The organism is Sporichthyaceae bacterium (assembly GCA_036493475.1).
GTDB lineage: Bacteria > Actinomycetota > Actinomycetes > Sporichthyales > Sporichthyaceae > DASQPJ01.
Genome location: DASXPS010000002.1, coordinates 1 through 23,863, shown reverse-complemented (window position 1 = coordinate 23,863; position 23,863 = coordinate 1). Strand labels below are relative to the sequence as shown.

The window sequence follows — 23,863 nt, the reverse complement described above, 5'->3', positions numbered from 1 at the left end:
GCGCTGGATCTTGGGCAGCACCCCGCTGGGATCAAGGTTGATCACGCGCTATTGCCAGCAAGATCCCAAGTTGTTTTCAGCGTTACCGCAAGCACCTTTCAAGGAAACGTACAGCTTTAGGTGCATGCGTTGGTGAGCGCGCAGCAGAACGACGGAAAGGGCGGCGTGGTGGCTCAGATCGCCGGGCTCGGGACCTCGATCACCTACCGCAGCACGGCATCGCCGCGGTACGAAGCCCGTCCGCACGAAGCCCGTCCACCACGGCTGCGTCAGCCGTCCGTGGAGCACCTGCGGACCCAGGTTTCGGTGCGGGTCTCGGTGGCCAGACCCGCGTGGGAGCAGCGGTACCGCAAAGCGGTGATCGCGAGCGATCTGCTCGCGATCGGCCTGTCCGAACTGATGCACCAGGTATGGGGCGCGCGGGCCCCGTCGACGCAGGCGCACGCCCAGTTCGTGGCCCTGGAGTTCGCCGCGGCGGTGCTGACCCTGCGCACGGTGCGCGCCTGGGACGCCGCGGAACTCGGTCGCGGACCGGACGAGTACACCCGGGTGTTCCGTGGCTTCCTGTGGCTGGCGTTGCTGGTCGGCGTGGCCGGATTGGCACTGAAGGAGCCTTCCCTGCGTCCGTACGCGTTCGGGGTCACGCCGGTCGCGCTGGTGCTGGCGGTGGCCGGTCGGGCGCTGCTGCGCCGCCAGTTGCGCCGATACCGCAGCCGTGGGCTGTGCATGCGCAACGTGATCGCTGTCGGCACACCCGCCGCGGTGGAGGAGCTGGTGCAGCGCACCCGCCGCGCCCCGCAGGACGGTTGGCTGGTGACCGGAGTGTGTGTGCCCCGCGGGGAGCAGGGCGACCTGCCGATGCAGGTGGGGGAAGTGCCGGTGATCTGCGATCACGACGGCATGGTCGATGCAGTGTGGGAGTTCGGCTACCACGTGGTCGCGATCGCGCCCGACCCGAGTTGGACCAATGCGCGGCTGCAGGAACTCGCCTGGGACCTGGAGGGCAGCAACGCCGAGGTGGTCGTCGACCCCGGGCTGATGGCGCTGATGGGCTCGAGGTTGCGCATCGACTCCGTTGACGGCTTCCCCCTGTTGCGGCTGACCGAACCCACCCTCACCGGCGTGCGACGGTTGATCAAGCAGGCCACCGATCTGATCGGAGCGACGCTGCTGCTTGTGCTGCTCTCGCCGCTGTTGCTGGGCATCGCGATCGCGGTACGACGCAGTGGTGGCCCCGTGTTCTACCGCCAGGAGCGGGTGGGGCGGGCCGGCACCACGTTCCCGATGTTGAAGTTCCGCACGATGGTGGTGGGTGCCGACCGTTGTCAGGACGCGTTGCTGGCACGCAATCAAGGAGCCGGCCCGCTGTTCAAGATTGTCGACGACCCGCGGGTGACGCCGGTCGGCCGCTGGTTGCGCCGACATTCGTTGGACGAGCTGCCGCAACTGTTCAACGTGTTGGGTGGGTCGATGTCGTTGGTCGGGCCACGTCCACCGCTGCTGCGTGAGGTACAGACCTACGACCGCAGTGCCGGCCGTCGGCTGCACGTCAAGCCGGGCATGACCGGCCTGTGGCAGGTCAGCGGCCGCAGCGACCTGTCCTGGGAGGACACGGTCCGGCTCGACGTCCGCTACGTGGAGAACTGGTCACCAATCATGGATCTGCTGATCATGTGCCGAACCGTGGCCACGGTGGTACGAGGCGGAGGGGCGTACTGATGGCCATGAACATCGCGGTGCTCGGGCTGGGCTATGTCGGAACGGTGACCGCCGCGTGCCTCGCGGTGAAGGGTCATCGGGTCATCGGCGTCGACGTCGACGCGGGCAAGGTGAACGCGTTGGCCGACGGTCGACCACCGGTGATCGAGCCCCGGTTGGACGCAATCGTGGCCCTGGCCGTGGAATCCGACCGGCTGCGCGCATCCACCGTCGCGGCCGATGCGGTGGCAGATGCGGACATCACCGTAGTGTGCGTCGGTACGCCGTCGGCGATCGACGGCAGCACCGATCTCGCGCAGCTGAGTCGGGCCGTCGGCGAGGTCGGGGAGGCGCTGCGCGGACGGTCGCGGCCGCACACCGTGGTGATCCGCTCGACAGTGCCGCCGGGCACCATCTCCGACGTGGTGGCGCCGCTGCTCACGCAGCGCTCCGGACGCACGCTGGGCGCCGACCTGCACGTGGCCTCTTGCCCGGAGTTCCTGCGCGAGGGTTCCGGCGTCGCCGACTTCTTCGACCCACCGTTCCTGGTCGTTGGCGGTGAGGAAGCCGCCGCCGCCGCGGTGCGGGAGCTGTTCCATTTCCTGCCCTGCGACACCTACCACGTTCCGCTCGGCGTCGCCGAGGGGCTCAAGTACAGCTGCAACGCCTTCCACGCACTCAAAGTCGCCTTCGCCAACGAACTGGCGAGCCTCTATCGCCGCCTCGGTGTGGACGCCCGTCAGGTGATGGAGCTCTTCGTCAAGGACACCGTGCTGAACGTGTCGCCGGCCTATCTGCGGCCCGGCTTCGCTTTCGGTGGCTCCTGCCTGCCGAAGGATGTGCGAAGCCTGATGTACCTGGCCCGCAGCACATCCACCGACCTGCCCGTGCTGGATGCCGTGTTGGCCTCCAACGATCACCTGGTGCGCGATCTCGCCGAGCGGGTGGTCCGGCGGGTCGAGGAACTCGGGCACAACCGACGGGTCGCGTTGCTGGGGCTGTCGTTCAAGGCGGCGACCGACGACCTGCGGGAGAGCCCGAACGTCGCGCTGGCCGAGCTGCTCATCGGCAAGGGCCTCGAGCTGCGCATCCACGACCCGGTGGTCAACCCGCGGCGGTTGACCGGCGCGAACCTGCGCCAGGTGGAAGCGCGACTGCCGCATCTGCACCGGGTGCTCTACGACTCACCGGCCGAGGCGGTGGACGGGTGTTCGGTGATCATCGTGTCCAACGCCGACCCGGCCGGGTTGGGGGCGGTCGCCGCCGCCGGCGCGGGATGTGTGTTCGACCTCAACGGACGCCTGGGCCCGCGGATCGAGGCGCTCCCCGGCTACGAGGGCATCGGGTGGTGAAGCGGCGCGGCGGCGCGCACGTGTGCATCGTCGTGCAGAACCTTCCGGTCCCCTTCGACCGTCGGGTCTGGCTGGAATGCCGGGCGCTGCGCGAGGCAGGGTTCGAGGTCTCGGTGGTGTGCCCGAAGGCACCGGGGGACCCGGCCCACCAGGAGATCGAGGGCGTGCATCTGTACAAGTACCGGCCGTTCCCGCCGATCACCCGTCAGATGCTGTTCGTGGCCGAGTACGCCTGGTCGATCCTGGCCACCTTCCTCGGCCTGCTGCGGGTGTGGCGGCGCGAGCCGTTCCGCGCGGTGCAATTGTGCAACCCACCCGACGTGCTGTGGGTGGCGGCGGTCCCGTTCAAGTTGCTGCGGCGGGTCAAAATCGTTTTCGACCAGCACGACCTCTGCCCGGAGCTGTATCAATCGCGCTTCCCCGACGGCTCCGACGCGATCCGGCGGGCGCTGTTGGCCACCGAACGGCTGACCTACCTGGCGGCCGACCGCGTGGTCTCGACCAACGAGTCCTATCGCCGCAAAGCACTCGAGCGTGGCGGCAAACGAGGAGACCACGTGGCGGTGGTGCGGACCGGGCCGGACCCCACCCGGATGCATCGCGGAACGGTCGACCCTTCCGTCCGGGCGGGACATCAATATCTGTTGGCCTACCTCGGAGTGATGGGCCCTCAGGACGGGGTGGACCTCGCCCTGCAGGCCATGCATCACATCGTGCACACCCGGGGCCGACACGATGTGGCGCTCATCCTCATCGGGGACGGGGACGCCGCCCCGAGCCTGCGCGCGCTGACCAGAACGCTGCAGCTGGAATCGGCGGTGACCTTCACCGGGCGGGTCCCCGACGCGGAGGTCCGGCGGATCCTGTCCGCCGCGGACGTCGGGCTGTCGCCCGATCCGCGCAATCCACTCAACGACGTGTCGACCATGAACAAGACGATGGAGTACATGGCGCACGAACTCCCCGTGGTGGCCTTCGACCTGGTGGAGACCAAGGTGTCCGCGCAGGACGCCGCCGTATACGCCCGGCCGAACAGTACGGAGGACTTCGGTGAGGCGGTCCTCGCCCTGCTGGACGACGAGCCCCGGCGCAAGGAGATGGGACAGGCGGGCCGGGTTCGGATCGAGGAGGTCCTGGCCTGGCGGTGCCAGGCGCCGGCGTACGTCGAGCTGTACCGGGAGCTGGTCGGCGCCCCCGGGGCGCCGCGTGACCAGATGCCCGCCTGATGTGCGGGATCGCCGGTACCGTCGGCTGGCCTGACGGTGCCTCAGTTGCTGATCGAGTCATTGCCGTGCTGGGTCATCGTGGTCCCGACGGCGCGGGCAGCTACAGCCGTGATGGCGTGGAACTGCGCCATCGCCGGCTGTCCATCCTCGATCTGTCGCCGACCGGCGCACAGCCGATGGACCGGGACGGCCTCGCGCTGACCTATAACGGGGAGCTGTACAACTCACCGGAACTGCGGCGGGAGTTGATCTCCGCCGGCGTTCGGTTCCGCGGCTCGTCCGATACCGAGGTGTTGCTGGAGGCCTGGCGGCGTTGGGGCACGGACTGTTTGCCGCGGCTGCGCGGCATGTTCGCGTTCGCCGTGCACGATCAGCGCACCGGGGAGGTGACGCTGGTCCGCGACCAACTCGGTATCAAGCCGCTGTTCTGGGTGCCCCGAGGATCCGGTGTGCTGTTCGCGTCGGAACTGAAGGCAATCGTCGCGGCGCTGGGTCCCTCGCTGCGCATCGACGCCGGGGCGATGGTTGCCTCGCTGTTGTACTACTGGGTTCCGGATTCGCGGTGCGCGTTCGTGGGGGTGCACAAGCTGCAACCGGGTTGCTGGCTGCGCATCGCACCCGACGGCCGCGTGGTGCACGGGCGGTACTGGTCGGTGGCCGAGGTCGCGGCGGCTGCCGCCGAGGGTCCCCAACCGGACCTGGCCGAGGTCATCGCCGACTCCACCCGCCGGCACCTGCTGGCCGACGTTGAGGTCGGCGCATTCCTGTCCGGTGGGCTGGACTCCAGTTACCTCACCGCGCTTGCCGCCCGTGAGCGGCCGGGCCTGCAGGCCTGGACGATCGCGTTCCGTGACGCGGACGCCAAATGGGAGGCGATGCCCGACGACCTGCGGTACGCCCGCCGGGTCGCCCGGCAGTTCGGCGTGCGCCTGCACGAGATCGAGATCGCCCCGCACATCACCGAAGAACTCCCGCGGATGGTGCACACCCTCGATGAACCGATCGGCGATCCGGCGGCCATCAACAAGTTCCTGATCTGCTCGGCAGCCCGCGACGCCGGCATCAAGGTGTTGCTGTCCGGCATGGGCGCCGACGAGTTGTTCGGCGGATACCGCAAGCACGCCGCGAACCTGCTCGCGTTGCGCTACCAACACCTGCCGCACCCGCTGCGACGCTCGATCGGGTCCGTCGTGGAGCGGCTGCCGGTGTCCGGACGCACCCGTGGCTACCGATCCGTGCGATTCGCCAAGCGATTTCTGTCCTTCGCCGAATGCGACGAACAGACGGCATTCCGACGCAGCTACACCCTCTATGACGGCGCCGAGCTGTGCGCGGCCCTGGACCCCGACCTGGCGCCACTGGTGCACGACGTGCTCGACGAGCACGCCGCGGTGTACGACGACCAACGGTTGGACGACCACGTGAACCGGATGTGTCTGGCCGATGCGCGCCTGTTCCTGCCGGGCCTGAACCTGACCTACACCGACCGGGCCAGCATGGCCGCCTCCACCGAGGTCCGGGTGCCCTTCGTGGACGTCGAGGTGGTCAAGGCCGCGTTCTCCTTCCCCGGCCACCGCAAGATCGCCGGCCGGCGCGGCAAGATCGTGCTCAAACAGGCCGCCGCCGGGGTCCTGCCCGCCGAGATCATCGATCGCCCCAAAGGCCTGTTCAGTGCGCCGCTGCGTGCCTGGATGAGCCGCGACCTGGCGCCGCTGATGCGCGAGGTTGCCCACGACGGCGCCCTGGTGTCCGCCGGCCTGATACGCACCGAAGCGATCACCGCGCTGATGGCACAGGACGCCGCCGGCGTTCAGGACCGCGCCAAACAGCTCTGGCACATCCTCACGTTGGAGTACTGGTACCGCGGTGCGCTGGGCGCCGGCGCCGCGCCCGCGAACGGATCAACCTCGTCCACGTCCGAACCGGTGAAGGTGGGTTGAGTGAAACAGGTCGTGCAGAACTACCGCACCGGTGAACTCGCACTGATCGACACACCCGTGCCCGCCTGTCGTCCCGGCGGAGTGCTGGTGCGCACCTCGTACTCGCTCATCTCCACCGGCACCGAACTGATGAAGGTCGACGAGGCCGCCATGTCGCTGGTCGGCAAGGCCCGGGCCCGCCCCGACCAGGTCGCCAAGGTGCTGGCCACCGTGGCGTCGACCGGGCCGGTCGCCACCTACCAGAAGGTGATGAACAAACTCGACTCGTGGACGCCGCTGGGGTACTCGCTGGCCGGCACGGTCACCGCGGTGGGCGACGGCGTCGCCGATGTCACCGTCGGGGATCGGGTCGCCGCCGCGGGCAACGAGCAGGCGTTGCACGCCGAGTACAACTGGGTGCCGCGCAACCTGTTCGTGCGGGTACCGGACACCGTCGCCGACCCTCATGCCGCCTTCGCCACCGTCGGCGCGATCGCCATGCAGGGCCTGCGGCAGGCGGAACCGGCCCTCGGGGAAAGCGTGCTGGTCATCGGTCTGGGCCTGATCGGTCAGCTCGCGGTGCAACTGTGCGCAGCCGCGGGTCTGCGCGTTCTCGGGGCGGACCTGGACGCGTCCCGATGCGCGTTGGCGCAGCGGGTCGGGGCCATCGCGGCCGCCGCGCCGAGTTCGGCGCTGGACTCGCTGATCGCCGAGGCGACCGGCGGCCGAGGGGTCGACCACGTCCTGATCACCGCGGGCGCGCGGGACGACGCGCCGGTGGCGCTGGCGGTCCGTGCGGTGCGCAGCCGCGGCCGGATCGTGGACATCGGCAAGTGCACGATGAACTTCCCCTGGAACGCCTGCTACGAAAAGGAACTCGACGTCCGCTTCTCCCGCTCCTACGGCCCGGGTCGTTATGACCCGCGCTACGAAATGGAGGGCCGCGACTACCCCGCGGAGTACGTCAGATGGACCGAGCGGCGGAACATGGAGTGCTTCGTCGACCTGCTGGGCCGGCAACGGCTCGACGTGGCACCGCTGATCTCGCACGTCGCCGAGTTCGACGACGCCGTGGGTACCTACCGATCGCTGCAGGAGGGCGGGCTGCGGTCGGTCGCGGTGCTCTTCCGCTACCCCGAAGTCGACCCGGCGCGCGTCGAGGCCCCCGAAACGACAATCGCGCCCTCGCCCCTGCCGGGCACCTCGTCGCGGCGCCCCCCGGCCCCCCGACCGCTGCGGATCGGGTTCATCGGCGCCGGTAACTATGCGGGATCCATGCTGCTGCCGCACCTGCGCGGACGGGCCGACATCGACCTGGCGACCGTGGTCACCAACTCCGCCCTCTCCGCGAGGAACGCAGTGGAGAAATTCGGCTTCGCCCGGGCCGCCACCGACCCCGCCGCGGTGCTGGAGGACGACACCGTGGCCGCGGTGTTCGTGGTGACACGGCACCGCTCGCATGCCGATCTGGTGGCGCAAGCGCTGCGGGCCGGCAAGGCAGTGTTCGTGGAGAAACCACTGGCTCTGACGGAGAATCAGATTTCGCAGGTGCTGGACGCGGTGCGGGACTCCGGCAACGACCGGCTGCATGTCGGGTTCAACCGTCGCTTCGCGCCGCTGTTGGTCGAGGCACGGGAGGCCTTCGGGTCGCGTTCGGGCCCGGCCACCGCGCGATACCTGGTGAACGCCGGCCGGTTGCCCGCCGACAGTTGGTACGCCGACGCCGAGGCCGAGGGCACCCGCTTCGAGGGGGAGGGCGGCCACTTCCTGGACACCCTCGCCTGGCTGCTCGGGGCACGGCCCCGGTCGGTGTTCGCCACCGCCACTGCGCAGGCAGCCGATCTGCAGATCACCGTGCGCTGGGACGACGGGTCGGTGGCCACGATCACTTACGCGACCTCCGGCGCGCCGAGCGCGGGCAAGGAGAACCTGGAGCTGCTCGCCGACTCCAAGCTGCTGCGCCTGACCGACTTCCGTCGAGCAGCCGTGCACGGACCGCAGCGGTGGAGTTCCGGCCGGTTGCCGCGCGGGCAGGACAAAGGGCAGCGCGCCCAGGTTTCGGCATTCCTGCGGTCGGTGTGCACCGGCGGGCCCATGCCGATCCCGTTGGGCTCGTTGATCTCGACGACGCGAGCCACGCTGGCCACCTCGCGCAGCCTCGCGAGCGGCATCGCGGTGACGGTCGAGGAGGCCGACAGTGGTAGCTGAGACCCACCGGTTGCCGAATTTCGTGATCGCGGGTGCGGCGAAGGCCGGGACGAGTTTTGCCGCCTCGCGACTGAGTCGGCATCCCGACATCTTTCTGCCCACCCACAAGGAATGCTCCTATTTCGCGTTCCAGGACGACCCGCCGCGCTTCCGCGGGCCCGGCGACGAACTGCTCAACCGCATGGTGATCAGCGACCTGCCCTCCTACCGGGGGCTGTTCCGGGACGTCGGCCCCTGCCGCGCTGTGGGTGAGGCCAGCGTCGTCTACCTTTCTCGGCCCGATTCGTTCGCCCGGATGCGCGCCACCCTCGGCCCGGGGGTGAAGGCCATCGTGTTGCTGCGCAACCCGGCCGACCGGGCCTTCTCGGCCTGGTCCCATCTGGTGCGCGACGCTCGGGAGAAGCTGAACTTTCCGGATGCGCTCGCGGCCGAGCACCAGCGGATCGAGGCGGGCTGGGAGCCACTGTGGGCCTACCGCGGCTCCGGTTACTACACCGAGGGACTGCGCACGGCGTTCGCGCAACTGGGTCGGGCCAACGTCGGCGTGTGGCTCTATGACGACCTGCAGGCGCGTCCGCTGGAGGTCCTGCACGAGATGTGCGGGCTCCTCGACGTGCCCAGCGCAGGCTTCCGGCCGGACACCGAGGAACGGGTCAACGCCAGCGGGGTGCCGCGCAGCGCGTTCGTGAACTGGCTCGCCTACGGCGTTCGGCATCGGTTCAAGCTCGGTTGGCTGCTCCCGGTGCCGGCCGTGCGCGAGCGGATCAAGACGCGGATCGGCAACGCCAACCTGCGGCCGCTGGTGTTCGACCCGGGGCACCGCGGCGAACTTATCGAGGACTTCCGCGCCGAGATCGACTCGTTGGCGACGCTGCTCGACCGGGATCTGACCCACTGGTTCTCCCCGCGGGGTGAGGCGAGTCCAGGAAAGCCAGCAGCCTCGTCCCCAGCGCTTCCGGGCTGAATTCCGCCGCCAGCGCCGCCGCGTTCGCGCCCATCGCGGCCAGCGCCTGCGGATTCTCCATCAGCCCGATCAGGACGTCGGCCGCGGCGGCGGTGTCGTCCAACGCCCAGAATTCGCCGACCCGGCCCGGCTGCAGGAATTCCGGAATGCCCCCGACGCGCCCGGCGACCACCGGCACCCCCTCCGCCATGGCCTCCAGCAGCGCGATCCCGAAACTCTCCATGGTCGCGGTGTGGCAATACAACCGATGCGTGGCGACCAGGGCGCGGGGATCGCGCTGATAACCGACGAAATCGACCTGACCCGCCACCTCGAGCTGCCGGGCCCGACGCTCCAGCGTTCCCCGATCCGGGCCGTCACCGATGACAGTCAGCGAGTAGCGGTGGCCCCGCCGCGCGGCCACCGCCAGCACCTCGAACAAGTAGCCGAGATTTTTTCGGGGCTGCAGCGCGCCGACGGTGACAAGTTCCCCGCCGACGGTCCCGCGGGGCCGCACGACGGAGGGCACGGCATTGGGGATGACGGCCGCCGGTACGGCGCGTGCCGCCGGGATCCGCTCCTCCACCTGTCGCCGCATGAACTCCGATACGTAAACGATGCCGTCCAGCGCGGGCAGGATTCGCTCCTCGAAGGCGAGGATCTCCCGGTTCAGCGCCCCGTCCGGCCTCAGCTCGCCCTTCTCCGCCCACTCCAGGGCCTGCGAGATGTTGAAGTGCACCGCCATCACGACCCGTTGGTCGGCCCGTACCCGCAGCGCGACATCGGCCGCGACCGGGCACTGGGCGTACACCACCCCGGCGCCGGGCGCTGCCCGCAGGTGCCGGCGCAGCGCGTCGGCGAGGAAGTGGGCATGCCACCGCCGGTACCACCACACGCCAGCGGATCGACTCACCCGGCGCAGCGGCAGCCGCGCGCCGAAGATCGGGTACAGCAGGGCGGAGGGGGAGTCGAACGGTGTCACCACGGTCGCGGGCCGGCCGGTGGCCCGCAAGAAGGCCTCGGTGGTGCGTACATGCGTCTGCACGCCGGTGGCGCCCTCCGGACGCATCACGGTCGCCAGAACAACCTCGGGCCCCACGCCCGGGCTCTACCCACCCGCGGTTGACCGCTAACGTCGGTATGGTCAGTTCGACCCGGCGTGACGATCTCGGCTAAGCTCACCCGGCTCCGTAGTCGTTCCAGGAAGGCACGTGCAGTGGCCAGCAAAGCGCAGGACGTTCGCCCGAAGATCACTCTCGCCTGCACGGACTGCAAGGAGCGCAACTACATCACCAAGAAGAACCGGCGCAACGATCCCGACCGGCTCGAGCTGAAGAAGTACTGCCCGCGGGAGCGCAAGCACACCGTGCACCGCGAGACCCGCTAGCCGCGGCGCCGATGGCGCTCGAGGCGTCCCTGGTCGGACGCACCTACCCGCCGAGTCGGGTCTACGAGGTCAGTCGCGAGAAGATACGCGAGTTCGCCGACGCGATCGGTGACGCGTGCCCCCTCTACCGCGATCCCGAGGCCGCCAAGACGCACGGGTATCCCGACGTGATCGCGCCGCCGACCTTCCCGATCGTGTTCAGCCTGGATGCGGCGCTGGCCGCGGCGGCAGATCCCGAGGTCGGCATCGACTACGCCCGGGTCGTGCACGGCGAGCAGAGGTTCAGCTACAGCCGCCCGCTGCGGCCGGGCGACCGCTTGGTGACCACGGTGGAGATCGTGGCCGCGCGCACCATGGCGGGCAGCGACATGCTCACCCTGTCCTGCTCCTCGGCCACCGAGGAGGGCGAACACGTGGTCACCGCGGTGTGCATGGTGGTCGGCCGCGCCCCGGAGGAGGCGTGATGACCGCGCCAACCTGGGACGGTGTGCAGAAAGGCACCGAACTGCCCGGCCAGACCTTCGTGCTCCACCGGGCCGATCTGGTCCGCTACGCCGGCGCCTCGGGTGACTTCAACGTCATCCACTGGAACGAGCGGGTGGCCACCTCGGTCGGCCTGCCCAACGTGATCGCGCACGGCATGCTCACCATGGCCACCGCGGCCCGGGTGGTCAGCGATTGGGTGGGCGATCCGGGCGCGGTGGAGGACTACGGGGTGCGGTTCACCCGGCCGATCCCGGTACCGGACACCGACGCGGGCGCCACCCTCGAGGTCAGCGCCTCGGTCACCGAGAAGTTGGACGACAACCGCGTGCGGGTCACCATCAAGGCCGTGCACGACGGTCAGACGGTGCTCGGCAAAGCCGTGGCCACCGTGCGCCTGCCGTGACCACCGACACCGCGGTCGATGTTCCGCTGGCCCCGTTCACCACATTGCGGGTGGGCGGCCCTGCCGCCCGGATGATCGAGGCGGGCACCGTCGCGGAGATCTCGCAGGCGGCGGGGGAGTGCGACCGAGTGGGCGAACCGCTGCTGGTGCTCGGCGGCGGATCCAACCTGCTCATCGCCGACGCGGGATTTCCCGGCACCGTGCTGCGGTTGATCGGCCGCGGGCTGGACGCGGCCGCCGATGGCGACGCTGTACGGGTATGCATCGGCGCCGCGGAACCGTGGGACGACGTGGTCGCGTGGAGCGTGGCCGAGGGCCTGGCCGGCATCGAGGCACTGTCCGGCATTCCCGGCTCGACCGCCGCCACGCCGATCCAGAATGTCGGTGCCTATGGCCAGGAGGTGGCCGAGGTGATCACCGCGGTGCACGTTTGGGACCGGCAGCAGGGCAACGCGTACGCGCTCGACCCGGAGCAGTGCCAGTTCGCCTACCGGGACAGCGTTTTCAAGCGGTCGGCGCGGTTCATCGTGCACGCGGTGGAGTTCCGGCTGCGTTCCGGCGGCGTCGGTGGCCCGGTGCGCTACGCCGAACTGGCCCACACCCTCGGCGTCGCCGTCGGCGAGACAGCGCCGGTGGCCGACGTGCGGGAAGCGGTGCTCGGCCTGCGCCGGGGCAAGGGCATGGTGCTCGACGAGGCCGACCACGACACTTGGAGCGCCGGGTCCTTCTTCACCAACCCGGTGTTGAGCAACGCCGTTGCGGCCGCCGTGCTCCCGGATGACGCTCCGCGCTACCCGGCCGGCGACGGCCGGCTGAAGGCCTCCGCCGCCTGGCTGATCGAACACGCCGGCTTCACCAAGGGCTTCGGCGCCGAGCTCACCGGCGGTCGCGCCACCCTGTCCACCAAACACAGCCTTGCGCTCACCAACCGGGGCAGCGCGTCCGCCGCGGACCTCCTCAGCCTGGCCCGTGCCGTCCGCACCGGCGTGATCGAGCGCTTCGGCATCGAACTGCACCACGAACCGGTCCTGATCGGCCTCACCCTCTGACCAATCTCCTCCGGCGTTTCGCCTCACCCTCTGACCAACTTCGTCCGGCGTTTCGGGCTATCCGGGCCGCTCGATACCCCGAAACGCCGGACGAAGACGGGCTCAGGTGGCGAGCCACAGGACGGGCTCAGGTGGCGAGCCAGGCCGCGATTCCGGCGCGCAACCGGGCCTTGACGTCCTCCGGCGCGAGCGAGGCCTCCACCGAGTCGCGGGCCAATCCGGCCAGCTCTACGTCGGTGCAGCCGTGCGTGGCTCGCGCGATCTCGTACTGCGCGACCAGCCGGGCGCCGAACAACAGCGGGTCGTCCGCGCCGAGGGCCACCGGCACCCCGGCGCGCAGCAACGTGGTCAACGGCACCGACGCCGGGTCCTTGGCAACGCCCAGCGCCACGTTCGAGGTCGGGCACACCTCCAACGTCACCCGCGCCGCCATCAGCTCCTCCAACAGGGCCGGGTCCTCCACGGCCCGCACGCCATGCCCGATGCGGTGGGCCCGCAGCACCCGCAGGCAGTCCCGCACCTCGCCCGGCCCGCCGAGCTCTCCGCCGTGCGGCACGGCGGCCAGGCCGGCGCGCCGGGCGATCTCGAAGGCGCGGTCGAAATCGCGCGCCGCGCCCCGCCGCTCGTCGTTGGACAACCCGAAGCCGACCACGCCGGCGCCGGCGTAGTGCGCCGCCAGCCGGGCCAACGTGCGGGCGTCGAAGGGATGCCGAGTGCGGTTGGCGGCGAGCACCAACCCGATGCCCACCCCGGTCGCTGCGCCGGCGTCCCGGGCCGCGTCCAGGATCAGCTCCACGGTCGGGGTCAACCCGCCCAGGTACCGGGCGTAAGTGCTCGGGTCGACCTGCAACTCCAGCCAGCCCGAGCCTTCGGTGGCCTCGTCCTCGGCGGCCTCCCGGACCAGCCGGCGCACGTCGGACTCGGTGCGGACCACCGACCGTGCCGTGTCGTAGAGCCGTTGGAAGCGGAACCAGCCGCGCTCGTCGGTGCGGGCCTCGAGGTCGTCCAAAGGCTCCGGACTGCGCAGCAAATCCGGCAGCGTGATGCCGTGCTGCTCGGCCAGCTCCAGCAGCGTGCTGTGCCGCATGGAGCCGGTGAAATGCAGATGCAGGTGCGCCTTCGGCAGGGTGCGCAGGTCCCTCACAGGCGATTGAGGCGAGCGAAGCGCGAGCTTGCTCGTGGTTCCGAGCCGATTGAGCCTGTCGACCGAAGGAAGCACGGACCTAGGGTGTCGCCTCGCCCAGCAGCTTCGCGATCCGCGACACGCCCTCGACCAGGTCATCGTCGCCGAGTGCGTAGGACAACCGCAGGTAGCCGGGGGTGCCGAAGGCCTCGCCGGGCACCGCCGCGACCTCCGCCTCGGCCAGGATCAGCTCGGCCAGCGCCGCGGAGGACTCCGGACGCCGCCCGCGAATCTCCTTGCCCAGCACCCCGACCACCGAGGGGTAGCAGTAGAACGCGCCGAACGGCTCCGGGCAGCTCACGCCGGGAATCTCGGACAGCATTCGCACCATGGTGAGCCGGCGTCGGTCGAACGCCTCACGCATCGCCGCCACCGCGGACAGGTCCCCGGTCACCGCGGCCAACGCGGCCCGCTGGGAGACGTTGGCGACGTTGGAGGTGGCGTGCGACTGCAGATTGGTGGCTCCCTTGACCACGTCGGCCGGGCCGATCAGCCAGCCCACCCGCCAGCCGGTCATCGCGTAGGTCTTGGCCACCCCGTTGACCACCACGCAGCGCTCGGCCAGCTCGGGCACCGCCACCGGCATCGAGGAGAACGTCGCCCCGCCGTAGACCAGGTGCTCGTAGATCTCGTCGGTGACCACCCACAGTCCGTTGTCCGCCGCCCACTGCCCAATGTGGCGGACCTGGTCGGGGCTGTACACCGCGCCGGTCGGGTTGGACGGGGAGCAGAACAGCAGCACCTTCGTGCGTGGCGTGCGCGCGGCCTCCAATTGCTCCACGGTGACCAGGTAACCCTGGGAGTCGTCGGCCAACACCTCCACCGGGACGCCGCCACCCAGCCGGATGGCCTCCGGATAGGTGGTCCAGTAGGGGGCGGGCAGCAGCACCTCGTCGCCGGGGTCGAGCAGCGTGGCGAACGCGGCGTACACCGCTTGCTTGCCGCCGTTGGTGACCAGCACCTGCCCGGCGGTCACCGCCAGGCCGGAGTCGCGGGCCGTCTTCGCGGCGATGGCCTCGCGCAGCTCGGGCAGGCCACCCGCCGGGGTGTAGCGGTGGTTGCGCGGCTCGCGGCAGGCCGCCACGGCCGCTTCCACGATGTAGTCCGGAGTCGGGAAATCGGGCTCGCCCGCACCGAACCCGATCACCGGTCGACCCGCCGCCTGCAACGCCTTCGCCCTGGCATCCACCGCGAGGGTGGCGGATTCGGCAATGCCGGCGATTCGTGCGGAAATACGCGGGGTCGAGGTCATGTCCCCATCGTTGCATTCCGATGCTCGACCGGTCGCGTGAGTTCGACGCCCACCGGCGACTGCGCCTAGACTCACCCCGGTGATCGGCGCGGGGAATCCCGTCCGATCGCTGCGCGCTGCACGCACCGTGGGTGCGGCGGGGCTTAGGGTCGTAGCTCAATTGGTAGAGTTCCGGTCTCCAAAACCGGCGGTTGGGGGTTCGAGTCCCTCCGGCCCTGCAGTACACCAACGCAGCTGGAAAACATAGGTGAGGACAGTGACGGACACCCGCCCGGTGGCGACGCCCGAGCACGAGAGTTCGGGCCCGCGCGCCGGTCGCTCGCGGTTCATCGCGATGCTCAGCCGGATCGGGTTGTACTACCGGCAGGTCGTCGCCGAACTGCGGAAGGTGATCTGGCCGACCCGCAAGGAGTTGGTCACCTACACCTACGTGGTCCTGATCTTCGTGATGGTCATGATCGGCTTCGTTTCCCTCGCCGACTACGTCTTCAGCAAGGGGATCCTCAAGGTCTTCGGCTGACCGCCGCGTAGTCCCTCGCTGTTCGCAGACAGAATTCAGGAAGGCTTTTCGACGTGTCCGACTCACCCGCGTTCACCGACGCCGACGCGGCGGTGAACGAGGAAAACCACACTGACGCCGGTTCGGAGCACTCGGACGTGCAGGCGCCGGTCGAGGACGCCACCATCCCCGAGCAGGCCACGGAGGAACCCGCCGAGGTCGACCCGGTGGAGGAGTTCCGCGCGGCGTTGCACCGCGCCCCGGGCGACTGGTACGTCGTGCACTCCTACGCGGGTTACGAGAACCGGGTGAAGGCGAACCTGGAGAACCGCACGGCCTCGCTGAACATGGAGGACTACATCTTCCAGATCGAGGTCCCCCAGGAGGACGTGGTCGAGTTCAAGAACGGCCAACGCAAGAACGTGCGACGGAACAAGTTCCCGGGCTACGTACTGGTCCGGATGGACCTCACCGACGAGTCCTGGTCCGCGGTGCGGCACACGCCCGGCGTGACCGGCTTCGTCGGGCACACCCATGAGCCCTCACCGCTCACCCTGGACGAGGTCATGAAGATCCTCGCCCCGGAGCCGGTGAAGAAGGACGGCACCAAGGCCGGTGCGCCGGCGGAGATCAAGGTGCTCGACTTCGCGATCGGGGACTCGGTCACCGTCATCGACGGTCCGTTCGCCACCCTGCAGGCCACCATCCACGAGATCAACGCCGAGTCGCAGAAGCTCAAGTGCCTGGTGGAGATCTTCGGCCGCGAGACCTCGGTCGAGCTGTCGTTCAACCAGATCCAGAAGAACTGACCCGGCCCAGCGGCCCACGCCACAGGAAGTACGTCACATGCCCCCGAAGAAGAAGCTCGCGGCGGTCATCAAGCTGCAGATCAAGGCCGGCGCCGCGACGCCCGCCCCGCCGGTCGGCCCCGCGCTGGGCCAGCACGGCGTGAACATCATGGAGTTCTGCAAGCAGTACAACGCGGCCACCGAGTCCCAGCGCGGTGACATCGTTCCGGTGGAGATCTCGGTTTACGAGGACCGCTCGTTCACCTTCGTCACCAAGACCCCACCCGCTGCCCGGCTGATCCTCAAGGCCGCCGGTGTGGAGAAGGGCAGCGGCGAACCGCACAAGACCAAGGTCGCCCGGCTGACCCGCGCTCAGGTGCGGGCCATCGCGGAGACCAAGATGGTCGACCTCAACGCCAACGACATCGACGCGGCCTCGAAGATCATCGCGGGCACCGCCCGTTCCATGGGCATCACCGTCGAGAGCTGAGCACAGTAGAAAGCACCACGTGGGAGGACCAGCTTCGGTCCGCTGACCACACCTTCGAACCGAGGAGAAGACTCATGAAGCGCGGCAAGAACTACCGTTCCGTGGCCGGCGAGATCGACGCCGACAAGCTGTACGCGCCGCTGGACGCGGCCCGCCTGGCCAAGGTCACCTCCAAGACCAAGTTCGACGCCACCGTCGAGGTGGCCATGCGCCTCGGCGTGGACCCGCGCAAGGCCGACCAGATGGTGCGCGGCACCGTGAACCTGCCGCACGGCACCGGCAAGACGGCCAGGGTGCTGGTGCTGGCCACCGGTGAGCGGGCCGCCGAGGCCGAGGCCGCCGGCGCGGACTTCGTGGGCGCCGACGACCTGCTCGAGCGCATCTCCAAGGGTTGGCTGGACTTCGACGCCGTGGTCGCCACCCCGGACATGATGGGCAAGGTCGGCCGGCTGGGTCGGGTGCTCGGCCCGCGTGGCCTGATGCCGAACCCGAAGACCGGCACGGTGACCAACGACGTCGGCAAGGCGGTCAACGAAATCAAGGGCGGCAAGATCGAGTTCCGGGTGGACAAGCACTCGAACCTGCACTTCATCATCGGCAAGGTGTCGTTCTCCGAAACCGCGCTGGTGGAGAACTACGCCGCCGCGCTCGACGAGGTGCTGCGGCTCAAGCCGTCCGCGGCCAAGGGCCGGTACCTGCGAAAGGCCACGTTCGCCACCACGATGGGCCCGAGCATCCCGGTCGACCCGAACCGGGTCCGCCACCTCACCGAGGAGACGGTCGAGGACGCGGGCTAGCCGCCGGCGCGCACCGCCCGGTCGGCGCCCGCCCGCGGCGGCGGCACCGCTGCGTTGGTGAACCGACGCACCACCTCCGCGGGCACCTGCTCGGCGGTGCCGATCGGCCAGCAGGTGTGCCCGTCGATCACCGGCACCAGCAGGGCGCCGTCGGCGACCTCGCCGTACACGTCAACCTCGCCGTGCAGCGGCAGCACGTCGCCCAGCACGCCCAGTGGGGCCAGCGGAACCAGCACCTGCGGGGCCGGATCGCCCAGCCGGGAGAACAGCATCAGACCGGGCGCCCCGCTGGGGTCCAGGAAGCGCACGTAGCGCCAGGCGCGGGCCGGTTCCCGACGCAGGCCGGCGACCGCGCGCACGTGGTGCACCCCCCGGTGCACCCGCCGCCCGATCCCCAGCGCGCCCAGGACAACCAACACCCCGCCGGCCACCCCGTTGCGGCCCAACCCGATCGTGCTGAACCAGTCTTGGGTGCCCACGGCCAGGCCAGCCCACAGCAACAGCACGGACAGCGCGCCCGGCACCGCCGAGACGGCCGCGACCCGGCGCAGCGCGGCCACCCGCCACCAGCGCCGATCGGGGACCACCGGGGTGGGTATCGCGCCTGCGGTGACACCCCAGCCCTCGGCCGTAGCGCGCTCGGCGATCAGCGTGGAGATCCGCGACCAGCAAACCTCGCCCTCGCCGAGCAGGTCCGCCGTGGGGCGCGGGGTGGGCAGTCGGGTGAGCGTCGCAGCGGCGATCCAATCCTGCACCAGCGGGGCCTCGGCACCGGACATGCACAGTCGGAGCAGGCCGCCGCCGGTGTCGCGGACGGTCAGCACCACGTCCCCGTCGCGCGCGGCCGGGTCATGCCCCGTGGCAGCGGCGACGCGGAGTAGTTCACAGCCGATCAGCGGCACCGACTGACCGCGTCGCGGCCGCCACATCGGAGCCCCGTCGACCAAACTCGCGGTGCCCGCGGCGAGCCGCCGGTCCACGCCGGCACGCCCCAGCAACACTCGAACCTGTCCAGCCGACACGTCCACCGCTCCCAGCGACGCCAAAGGATCTTCGGCGCTCTTGGACGGTGTTGCGGCGGCGGGGGGTTGCGGGTGGAGACGTCAACCGACCGTTCGACGGCGGAAAGTGGCCGTAAGGATGAGAGTCCGTGGGTCAGGAAACCCCGCGCCCGCGCTCGGCCCAGTACTGCGCCCGCAGTTCGCGCTTGAGGATCTTCCCGGCGCCGGACAGGGGCAGCGTCGTAACGAACTCGCTGGACCGCGGCGCCTTGTATCCGGCGATCAGGGCCTTGCAGTGCTCCCGGAGTTCCTCATGGGTCAGCGTGGCGTCGGCCGCGAGGATCACCACCGCATGCACACGTTCGCCGAACTCGTCGTCGGGCACCCCGATCACCGCACAGGCAGCGATCGCCGGGTGGGTGGACAACGCGTTCTCCACCTCGGCGGAGTACACGTTCTCCCCGCCGGTGACGATCATGTCCTTGATTCGGTCGACGATGTACACGTAACCGTCGTCGTCCATGTACGCGCCGTCGCCGGTGTGCATCCACCCGTTGCGCAACGCTTGCGCGGTCTCCTCCGGACGGTTCCAGTAGCCGAGCATCACGTGATCGCCGCGCACCACCACCTCGCCCACGGTGCCGCGCGGTACCTCGTTGTCCTCGGCGTCGACGATGCGCACCTCGGCGTGCGGTGCGGCGCGGCCGCCGGAACGCCGGCGCACCGGGTGGGCGTGGTCCTCCGGGGTCAGCACGGTGGCCACCGGAGCCACCTCGGTCATGCCGTAGGCCTGGATCAGCCGCACACCCGGCAGGCGTTGCCCGGTCCGATCGAGCAATCCGTCGGAGATCGGCGAGGCGCCGTAGAGCAGGTGCACCAGGCTGGACAGGTCGGCCTGCGCGCCCTCCGGGCTGTCCAGCAGCATCTGGATCATGGTGGGCACCAGCAGCACATCGGTGACCCGGTGCGCTTCGATGGCCGCGGCGACCCCGGCCGGGGTGAACATCGGCACCATGACATGGCTGCCGCCGATCAGGTTGCGGGCGTTCCAGGCTGCCAGGTCGGCCAGGTGGAACATCGGCGCCGCGTGCAGGTAGACCCCGCCGGGGACCATGAAATCGGTCGAGGCGGCGCTGCCCAACGCCGAGGTGATCAGGTTGCGGTGGCTGAGTACCACGCCCTTCGGGTGCCCAGTGGTGCCGCCGGTGTAGAAGATCCCGGCCGGGGCGTCGTCCCCGCGACGGGCATCCGCGATCGGGTCGGCGTCCCCGATAAGTTCCTCGTAGGCCAGGCACCCGGCCGGGGTCGGGGCGTCGCCGCAGTGCACGATGACCTTGAGGCCGGGGGCGGCATCTTGCAGTGCGGGCAGCATCGGGGCGAAGGCGTCGTCCACGAACAGCACCCGGGTGTCCGAGTCGACCAGCGAGAAGGCCACCTCGGGTGCACTCCAGCGGATGTTCACCGGGTTGACGACCGCATCGGCCCACGGCACCGCGTACAGGTATTCGGAGTAGCGGTCGGAGTTCAGCGACAGGATGGCCACGCTCTCGGCGGAGGTGACCCCCAACGCCCGCACCGCCCCGGCCAGTCGAGCGACCCGGTCGTGCACCTGCTCCCAGGTGCGGGTGCGCCCGGCGCAGATGGTGGCGGGCAGACCGGCGCTGGTCTGAGCGTTGCGGTGCAGGGTTTGGGTTATGTACACGCTGCTCCTCCGGCCGGGCGACGTGTCATTTTGACCGGACGGGCGTCGGCTGCCTAGGCTGGGCCGGCCAAAGACCGCTGGCCGTCACCTCGGTGACCGAAGGTCCCGCTCATGCGGGCGACCCGCGCAGGTTGTGTCAGGCGCTCGCGCCTGACCGGGCCGGTCCTCCGTGCCCGTGGGTGTTCACGCCCCGGCCTGCGCCGGGGCGTTCGTGTTCTTCGGGGCACCCGCGGTGTCACGAGAGGAAGGAGGGCCATGGCACGGCCCGACAAGGCAGCCGCGGTGGCGGAGCTGGCGGAGGCATTCCGCAGTTCCAACGCAGCTGTGCTGACCGAGTACCGCGGCCTCACGGTCGCTCAACTGAAGACCCTGCGCCGCTCCCTGGCCGGTAACGCCGAGTACTGCGTCGCCAAGAACACCCTCACCCGCATCGCGGCCAAGGAGGCGGGTGTCGACGCATTCGACTCCCTGCTCCAGGGCCCCTCGGCGATCGCCTTTGTCTCCGGCGACGCGGTCGAGGTCGCGAAGAGCCTGCGCGACTTCGCCAAGGCCAACCCGCTGCTGGTGATCAAGGGCGGCGTGCTCGACGGAAAGAAGCTCAGCTCCACCGACGTCACCAAGTTGGCGGATCTGGAGTCCCGCGAGGTCCTGCTGGCCAAGCTGGCCGGCGCGATGAAGGCCTCGCTGGCCGGCGCCGCGGCGCTGTTCCAGGCGCCGTTGTCCAACGCTGCCCGCACGATCGACGCACTGCGGGCACAGGTCGAGGCGACCAGCGGTGCAGCCGCCGCAGCCCCGGCTCCCGAAGCTCCCGCTGCCGTGGTCGACGCTGTCGTCGACGAGGCACCCACCGTGGAGGAGGCGTCGGCTGAGACTGTCGCCGAGGACCCGGTCGCGGCCGAGGATCCGGTCGCTGCGGCGCCCGAGGCCGAGACCACCGAAGAACCACCCGCCGAGTAGGCGTCGCCAGACCACACAGTCGTTTGCACCACTCAGACACGGAAGGACCGCCGACCATGGCGAAGCTCAGCACCGACGACCTGCTCGATGCATTCAAGGAAATGACCCTCATCGAGCTGTCGGAGTTCGTGAAGCAGTTCGAGGACACCTTCGACGTCAAGGCCGCCGCCCCGGTGGCCGTGGCCGCGGCCGCCCCGGCCGGTGGCGGTGGCGCTGCCGAGGCCGTTGAGGAGCAGGACGAGTTCGACGTCGTCCTCGAGTCCGCGGGCGAGAAGAAGATCCAGGTCATCAAGGAGGTGCGCGCGCTCACCAGCCTGGGCCTGAAGGAGGCCAAGGATCTGGTCGACGGCGCCCCGTCCAAGGTGCTGGAGAAGGTCAACAAGGAAGCCGCGGAGAAGGCCAAGGCCGCCCTGGAGGGCGCCGGCGCCACCATCGCCGTCAGGTAGCTCGCCGCGTTCAACGCGCCACGGGCGCCGATCCCTCGCGGATCGGCGCCCGTCGCCGTTCATAGGATGCTGTTTCCGCTTCAACTCGGGAGCACCCGCGCATGGGCGTTGAGATCAAGATCGAGGGGCTCACCAAGAGCTTCGGGCGCCAGGTGATCTGGCGCAATGTCACGCTCACCATTCCGGCCGGCGAAATCTCCGTGCTGCTCGGGCCATCCGGCACCGGCAAGTCGGTGCTGCTCAAGTCTCTGGTCGGGCTGCTGCGCCCGGAGGCCGGCTCCATCGAGATCGAGGGCCAGGACATTTGCCGGCTGCGCGAGCGTGATCTGTTCGAGGTGCGCAAGCTGTTCGGCGTGCTGTTCCAGGACGGCGCCCTGTTCGGATCGATGAACCTCTACGACAACATCGCCTTCCCGCTGCGCGAGCACACCCGCAAGGGCGAGCGGGAGATCCGCTCCATCGTCATGGAGAAGATGGATCTGGTCGGTCTGCTCGGCGCCGAGGACAAGCTGCCCGGCGAGCTGTCCGGGGGTATGCGCAAGCGGGCCGGGCTGGCCCGCGCGCTGGTGCTGGACCCGAAGATCATCCTGTTCGATGAGCCGGACTCGGGGCTGGACCCGGTGCGCACGGCGTTCCTCAACCAGCTGATCGTCGATTTGAACCAGCGCATCGGCGCGACCATCCTGATCGTCACCCATGACGTGAACACCGCGCGCCGGGTGCCGGACAACATCGGCCTGCTCTACCACCGACACCTGGCGATGTTCGGCCCGCGGGAGATGCTGCTGACCTCCCAGGAACCGGTGGTGCGACAGTTCCTGAACGCCCAGCGCATCGGCCCGATCGGCATGTCGGAGGAGAAGGACGCCGACGAGCTGGCCGCCGAGGAAGGTGTCGAACTGCCGCCGCTGCCCCCGGTGCCGCTGCAGATCATGCCCACCGACGGCACGGCGCGGAGCTCCCAGAGACCCCCCGGACAGTGGTGCCTGGCGAACGGCGTGACCCCGCCGGTGGGCTCCTTCGCACCCGATCCGACCTGATCAAACCCACCGGCGGCAACGCCGAAAAGGCCGGAACTGCTTGACTCGCCGGGCCGTGACCCCCATCCTTCCGGTACGTCTTCATGCTCCGGGGCTGAGGGGTCCTGACGCGCCGCTTATAGTGGCTGGCGTCGCCCTTTACAGCGGTTAGCCTTTTGGCTACACTGCCCGTTTGCGCTGTCTGTTGCCACCCGTCCTAGTCACGGGTGGACAGTCGTGCGCCAAAAGAGTGTTGTCGGGCGACTTATGTCGTCCGTCGCAAGCCCGCGAGCCATCCGGAAGGACCCCTCTTGGCCGCCTCGCGCACTGCCGCCCAACCCACCGCACCGCGCCGCATCTCATTCGCCAAGATTCGTGAGCCCCTGGAAGTCCCCAACCTCCTCGCCCTTCAGGTCGACTCGTTCGACTGGTTGCTGGGGAACGAGCGTTGGCGTACCCGGGTGCAGGCCGCTCTCGCCGCCGGCCGTCAGGACGTACCCGACCAGTCCGGTCTGGAGGAGATCTTCGAGGAGATCTCCCCGATCGAGGACTTCTCCGGGTCGATGAGCCTCACGTTCCGTGACCACCGCTTCGAGCCGGCGAAGAACTCCATCGACGAGTGCAAGGAGCGCGACTTCACCTACTCCGCGCCGTTGTTCGTGACCGCGGAGTTCACCAACAACGAGACCGGTGAGATCAAGAGCCAGACGGTCTTCATGGGCGACTTCCCGCTGATGACCGACAAGGGCACGTTCATCATCAACGGCACCGAGCGGGTCGTGGTCTCGCAGTTGGTCCGTTCGCCGGGCGTGTACTTCGACAAGACCATCGACAAGACCTCGGACAAGGACATCTACTCCTCGAAGGTGATTCCGCAGCGCGGTGCCTGGCTCGAGTTCGAGATCGACAAGCGCGACTCGGTCGGCGTCCGCATCGACCGCAAGCGCAAGCAGTCGGTGACGGTGCTGCTCAAGGCGCTGGGTTGGGACGCGGCCCGCATCCGCGAGGAGTTCGGCCAGTACGAGTCGATGATGGCCACCCTCGACAAGGACCACACC

21 protein-coding genes, 1 tRNA gene and 1 pseudogene are annotated in these 23,863 nt (G+C 69.5%); 18 read left to right on the top strand and 5 right to left on the bottom strand.

Annotated elements, in window-relative coordinates:
* Nucleotides 1-132: 132 nt before the first annotated feature.
* Genes VGJ14_00125 through VGJ14_00105 form a run of 5 tightly spaced genes read left to right on the top strand, consistent with a single transcriptional unit; the run spans nucleotide 133 to nucleotide 8,403 of the window.
* Complete coding sequence (locus tag VGJ14_00125) at nucleotides 133-1,719, top strand: sugar transferase (GenBank protein ID HEY2830798.1); 1,587 nt, start codon at nucleotides 133-135, stop codon at nucleotides 1,717-1,719.
* The gene (locus VGJ14_00120) at nucleotides 1,719-3,050 is read left to right on the top strand and encodes a nucleotide sugar dehydrogenase (protein HEY2830797.1); all 1,332 of its coding nucleotides are present in this window, start codon (nucleotides 1,719-1,721) and stop codon (nucleotides 3,048-3,050) included. The genes VGJ14_00125 and VGJ14_00120 overlap by 1 nt, the downstream gene beginning before the upstream one ends.
* Nucleotides 3,044-4,276 carry a glycosyltransferase family 4 protein gene (locus VGJ14_00115; GenBank protein ID HEY2830796.1) on the top strand — a complete coding sequence of 411 codons (1,233 nt, stop codon included), beginning with the start codon at nucleotides 3,044-3,046 and terminating at the stop codon, nucleotides 4,274-4,276. The genes VGJ14_00120 and VGJ14_00115 overlap by 7 nt, the downstream gene beginning before the upstream one ends.
* On the top strand, nucleotides 4,276-6,216 hold the full coding sequence (gene asnB, locus VGJ14_00110; protein ID HEY2830795.1) for an asparagine synthase (glutamine-hydrolyzing): 1,941 nt from the start codon (nucleotides 4,276-4,278) through the stop codon (nucleotides 6,214-6,216). Before VGJ14_00115 ends, asnB begins: the two co-directional genes overlap by 1 nt.
* Nucleotides 6,217-8,403: a bi-domain-containing oxidoreductase gene (locus VGJ14_00105; GenBank protein HEY2830794.1), complete on the top strand. Its 2,187-nt coding sequence runs from the start codon at nucleotides 6,217-6,219 to the stop codon at nucleotides 8,401-8,403.
* 830 nt (nucleotides 8,404-9,233) lie between these two features.
* Here VGJ14_00105 and VGJ14_00100 read toward each other — a convergent pair.
* On the bottom strand, nucleotides 9,234-10,445 hold the full coding sequence (locus tag VGJ14_00100) for a glycosyltransferase family 4 protein (GenBank protein HEY2830793.1): 1,212 nt from the start codon (nucleotides 10,443-10,445) through the stop codon (nucleotides 9,234-9,236).
* Nucleotides 10,446-10,562: 117 nt separating this feature from the next.
* Here VGJ14_00100 and rpmG point away from each other — a divergent pair, with 117 nt between their 5' ends.
* From rpmG to VGJ14_00080, 4 genes are read left to right on the top strand one after another with little or no spacing between them, the layout of a single operon-like run.
* Nucleotides 10,563-10,733: a 50S ribosomal protein L33 gene (gene rpmG / locus VGJ14_00095; protein ID HEY2830792.1), complete on the top strand. Its 171-nt coding sequence runs from the start codon at nucleotides 10,563-10,565 to the stop codon at nucleotides 10,731-10,733.
* Between the two features lie 11 nt (nucleotides 10,734-10,744).
* Entirely contained in the window at nucleotides 10,745-11,197 is a 453-nt protein-coding gene (locus tag VGJ14_00090; GenBank protein HEY2830791.1) for a MaoC family dehydratase N-terminal domain-containing protein, read from the top strand.
* On the top strand, nucleotides 11,197-11,622 hold the full coding sequence (locus VGJ14_00085) for a MaoC family dehydratase (protein ID HEY2830790.1): 426 nt from the start codon (nucleotides 11,197-11,199) through the stop codon (nucleotides 11,620-11,622). The genes VGJ14_00090 and VGJ14_00085 overlap by 1 nt, the downstream gene beginning before the upstream one ends.
* Nucleotides 11,619-12,671 (top strand): UDP-N-acetylmuramate dehydrogenase, encoded by a 1,053-nt coding sequence (locus VGJ14_00080; GenBank protein ID HEY2830789.1) that lies wholly within the window; start codon nucleotides 11,619-11,621, stop codon nucleotides 12,669-12,671. Before VGJ14_00085 ends, VGJ14_00080 begins: the two co-directional genes overlap by 4 nt.
* A gap of 127 nt (nucleotides 12,672-12,798) precedes the next feature.
* On the opposite strand, the gene VGJ14_00075 is transcribed toward VGJ14_00080, so the two are convergent.
* Nucleotides 12,799-13,815: an adenosine deaminase gene (locus VGJ14_00075; GenBank protein ID HEY2830788.1), complete on the bottom strand. Its 1,017-nt coding sequence runs from the start codon at nucleotides 13,813-13,815 to the stop codon at nucleotides 12,799-12,801.
* A 79-nt stretch (nucleotides 13,816-13,894) separates the two neighbouring features.
* Nucleotides 13,895-15,106, bottom strand: a complete 1,212-nt coding sequence (locus VGJ14_00070) for a pyridoxal phosphate-dependent aminotransferase (GenBank protein ID HEY2830787.1) — start codon at nucleotides 15,104-15,106, stop codon at nucleotides 13,895-13,897.
* Nucleotides 15,107-15,251: 145 nt separating this feature from the next.
* On the opposite strand from VGJ14_00070, the gene VGJ14_00065 reads away from it, so the two are divergent.
* From VGJ14_00065 to rplA, 5 genes are all read left to right on the top strand, one after another.
* A tRNA-Trp gene (locus tag VGJ14_00065) sits at nucleotides 15,252-15,324 on the top strand.
* 38 nt (nucleotides 15,325-15,362) lie between these two features.
* Nucleotides 15,363-15,626 carry a preprotein translocase subunit SecE gene (gene secE / locus VGJ14_00060; GenBank protein ID HEY2830786.1) on the top strand — a complete coding sequence of 88 codons (264 nt, stop codon included), beginning with the start codon at nucleotides 15,363-15,365 and terminating at the stop codon, nucleotides 15,624-15,626.
* 227 nt (nucleotides 15,627-15,853) lie between these two features.
* The gene (gene nusG / locus VGJ14_00055; GenBank protein ID HEY2830785.1) at nucleotides 15,854-16,414 is read left to right on the top strand and encodes a transcription termination/antitermination protein NusG; all 561 of its coding nucleotides are present in this window, start codon (nucleotides 15,854-15,856) and stop codon (nucleotides 16,412-16,414) included.
* A 37-nt stretch (nucleotides 16,415-16,451) separates the two neighbouring features.
* Complete coding sequence (gene rplK, locus VGJ14_00050; GenBank protein HEY2830784.1) at nucleotides 16,452-16,883, top strand: 50S ribosomal protein L11; 432 nt, start codon at nucleotides 16,452-16,454, stop codon at nucleotides 16,881-16,883.
* A gap of 74 nt (nucleotides 16,884-16,957) precedes the next feature.
* The gene (gene rplA, locus VGJ14_00045) at nucleotides 16,958-17,680 is read left to right on the top strand and encodes a 50S ribosomal protein L1 (GenBank protein HEY2830783.1); all 723 of its coding nucleotides are present in this window, start codon (nucleotides 16,958-16,960) and stop codon (nucleotides 17,678-17,680) included.
* Here rplA and VGJ14_00040 read toward each other — a convergent pair.
* Together VGJ14_00040 and VGJ14_00035 are read right to left on the bottom strand one after the other, a co-directional pair.
* Nucleotides 17,677-18,681: a hypothetical protein gene (locus VGJ14_00040; GenBank protein ID HEY2830782.1), complete on the bottom strand. Its 1,005-nt coding sequence runs from the start codon at nucleotides 18,679-18,681 to the stop codon at nucleotides 17,677-17,679. The two genes, rplA and VGJ14_00040, sit on opposite strands and share 4 nt — an antisense overlap.
* Nucleotides 18,682-18,835: 154 nt before the next feature.
* A complete protein-coding gene (locus VGJ14_00035; protein HEY2830781.1) occupies nucleotides 18,836-20,383 on the bottom strand; it encodes a long-chain-fatty-acid--CoA ligase in 1,548 nt (515 codons plus the stop codon).
* A gap of 255 nt (nucleotides 20,384-20,638) precedes the next feature.
* Between VGJ14_00035 and rplJ the strand changes: the two are divergent.
* From rplJ to VGJ14_00015, 4 genes and pseudogenes are all read left to right on the top strand, one after another.
* Nucleotides 20,639-21,142, top strand: a pseudogene (gene rplJ / locus VGJ14_00030) (50S ribosomal protein L10).
* Nucleotides 21,143-21,396: 254 nt separating this feature from the next.
* Nucleotides 21,397-21,786: a 50S ribosomal protein L7/L12 gene (gene rplL, locus VGJ14_00025; protein ID HEY2830780.1), complete on the top strand. Its 390-nt coding sequence runs from the start codon at nucleotides 21,397-21,399 to the stop codon at nucleotides 21,784-21,786.
* A 101-nt stretch (nucleotides 21,787-21,887) separates the two neighbouring features.
* The gene (locus VGJ14_00020) at nucleotides 21,888-22,826 is read left to right on the top strand and encodes an ABC transporter ATP-binding protein (protein HEY2830779.1); all 939 of its coding nucleotides are present in this window, start codon (nucleotides 21,888-21,890) and stop codon (nucleotides 22,824-22,826) included.
* A 290-nt stretch (nucleotides 22,827-23,116) separates the two neighbouring features.
* Nucleotides 23,117-23,863 (top strand): DNA-directed RNA polymerase subunit beta (locus tag VGJ14_00015; protein HEY2830778.1); only part of this gene is annotated, 747 nt, incomplete at its 3' end.

Coding starts and splice junctions, on each gene's coding strand:
- VGJ14_00120 (HEY2830797.1), top strand. CDS start 1,719: ATGGCCATGAACATCGCGGTGCTCGGGCTGGGCTATGTCGGAACGGTG.
- asnB (HEY2830795.1), top strand. CDS start 4,276: ATGTGCGGGATCGCCGGTACCGTCGGCTGGCCTGACGGTGCCTCAGTT.
- VGJ14_00090 (HEY2830791.1), top strand. CDS start 10,745: ATGGCGCTCGAGGCGTCCCTGGTCGGACGCACCTACCCGCCGAGTCGG.
- VGJ14_00085 (HEY2830790.1), top strand. CDS start 11,197: ATGACCGCGCCAACCTGGGACGGTGTGCAGAAAGGCACCGAACTGCCC.
- VGJ14_00070 (HEY2830787.1), bottom strand. CDS start 15,106: ATGACCTCGACCCCGCGTATTTCCGCACGAATCGCCGGCATTGCCGAA.
- rplK (HEY2830784.1), top strand. CDS start 16,452: ATGCCCCCGAAGAAGAAGCTCGCGGCGGTCATCAAGCTGCAGATCAAG.
- rplA (HEY2830783.1), top strand. CDS start 16,958: ATGAAGCGCGGCAAGAACTACCGTTCCGTGGCCGGCGAGATCGACGCC.
- rplL (HEY2830780.1), top strand. CDS start 21,397: ATGGCGAAGCTCAGCACCGACGACCTGCTCGATGCATTCAAGGAAATG.
- VGJ14_00020 (HEY2830779.1), top strand. CDS start 21,888: ATGGGCGTTGAGATCAAGATCGAGGGGCTCACCAAGAGCTTCGGGCGC.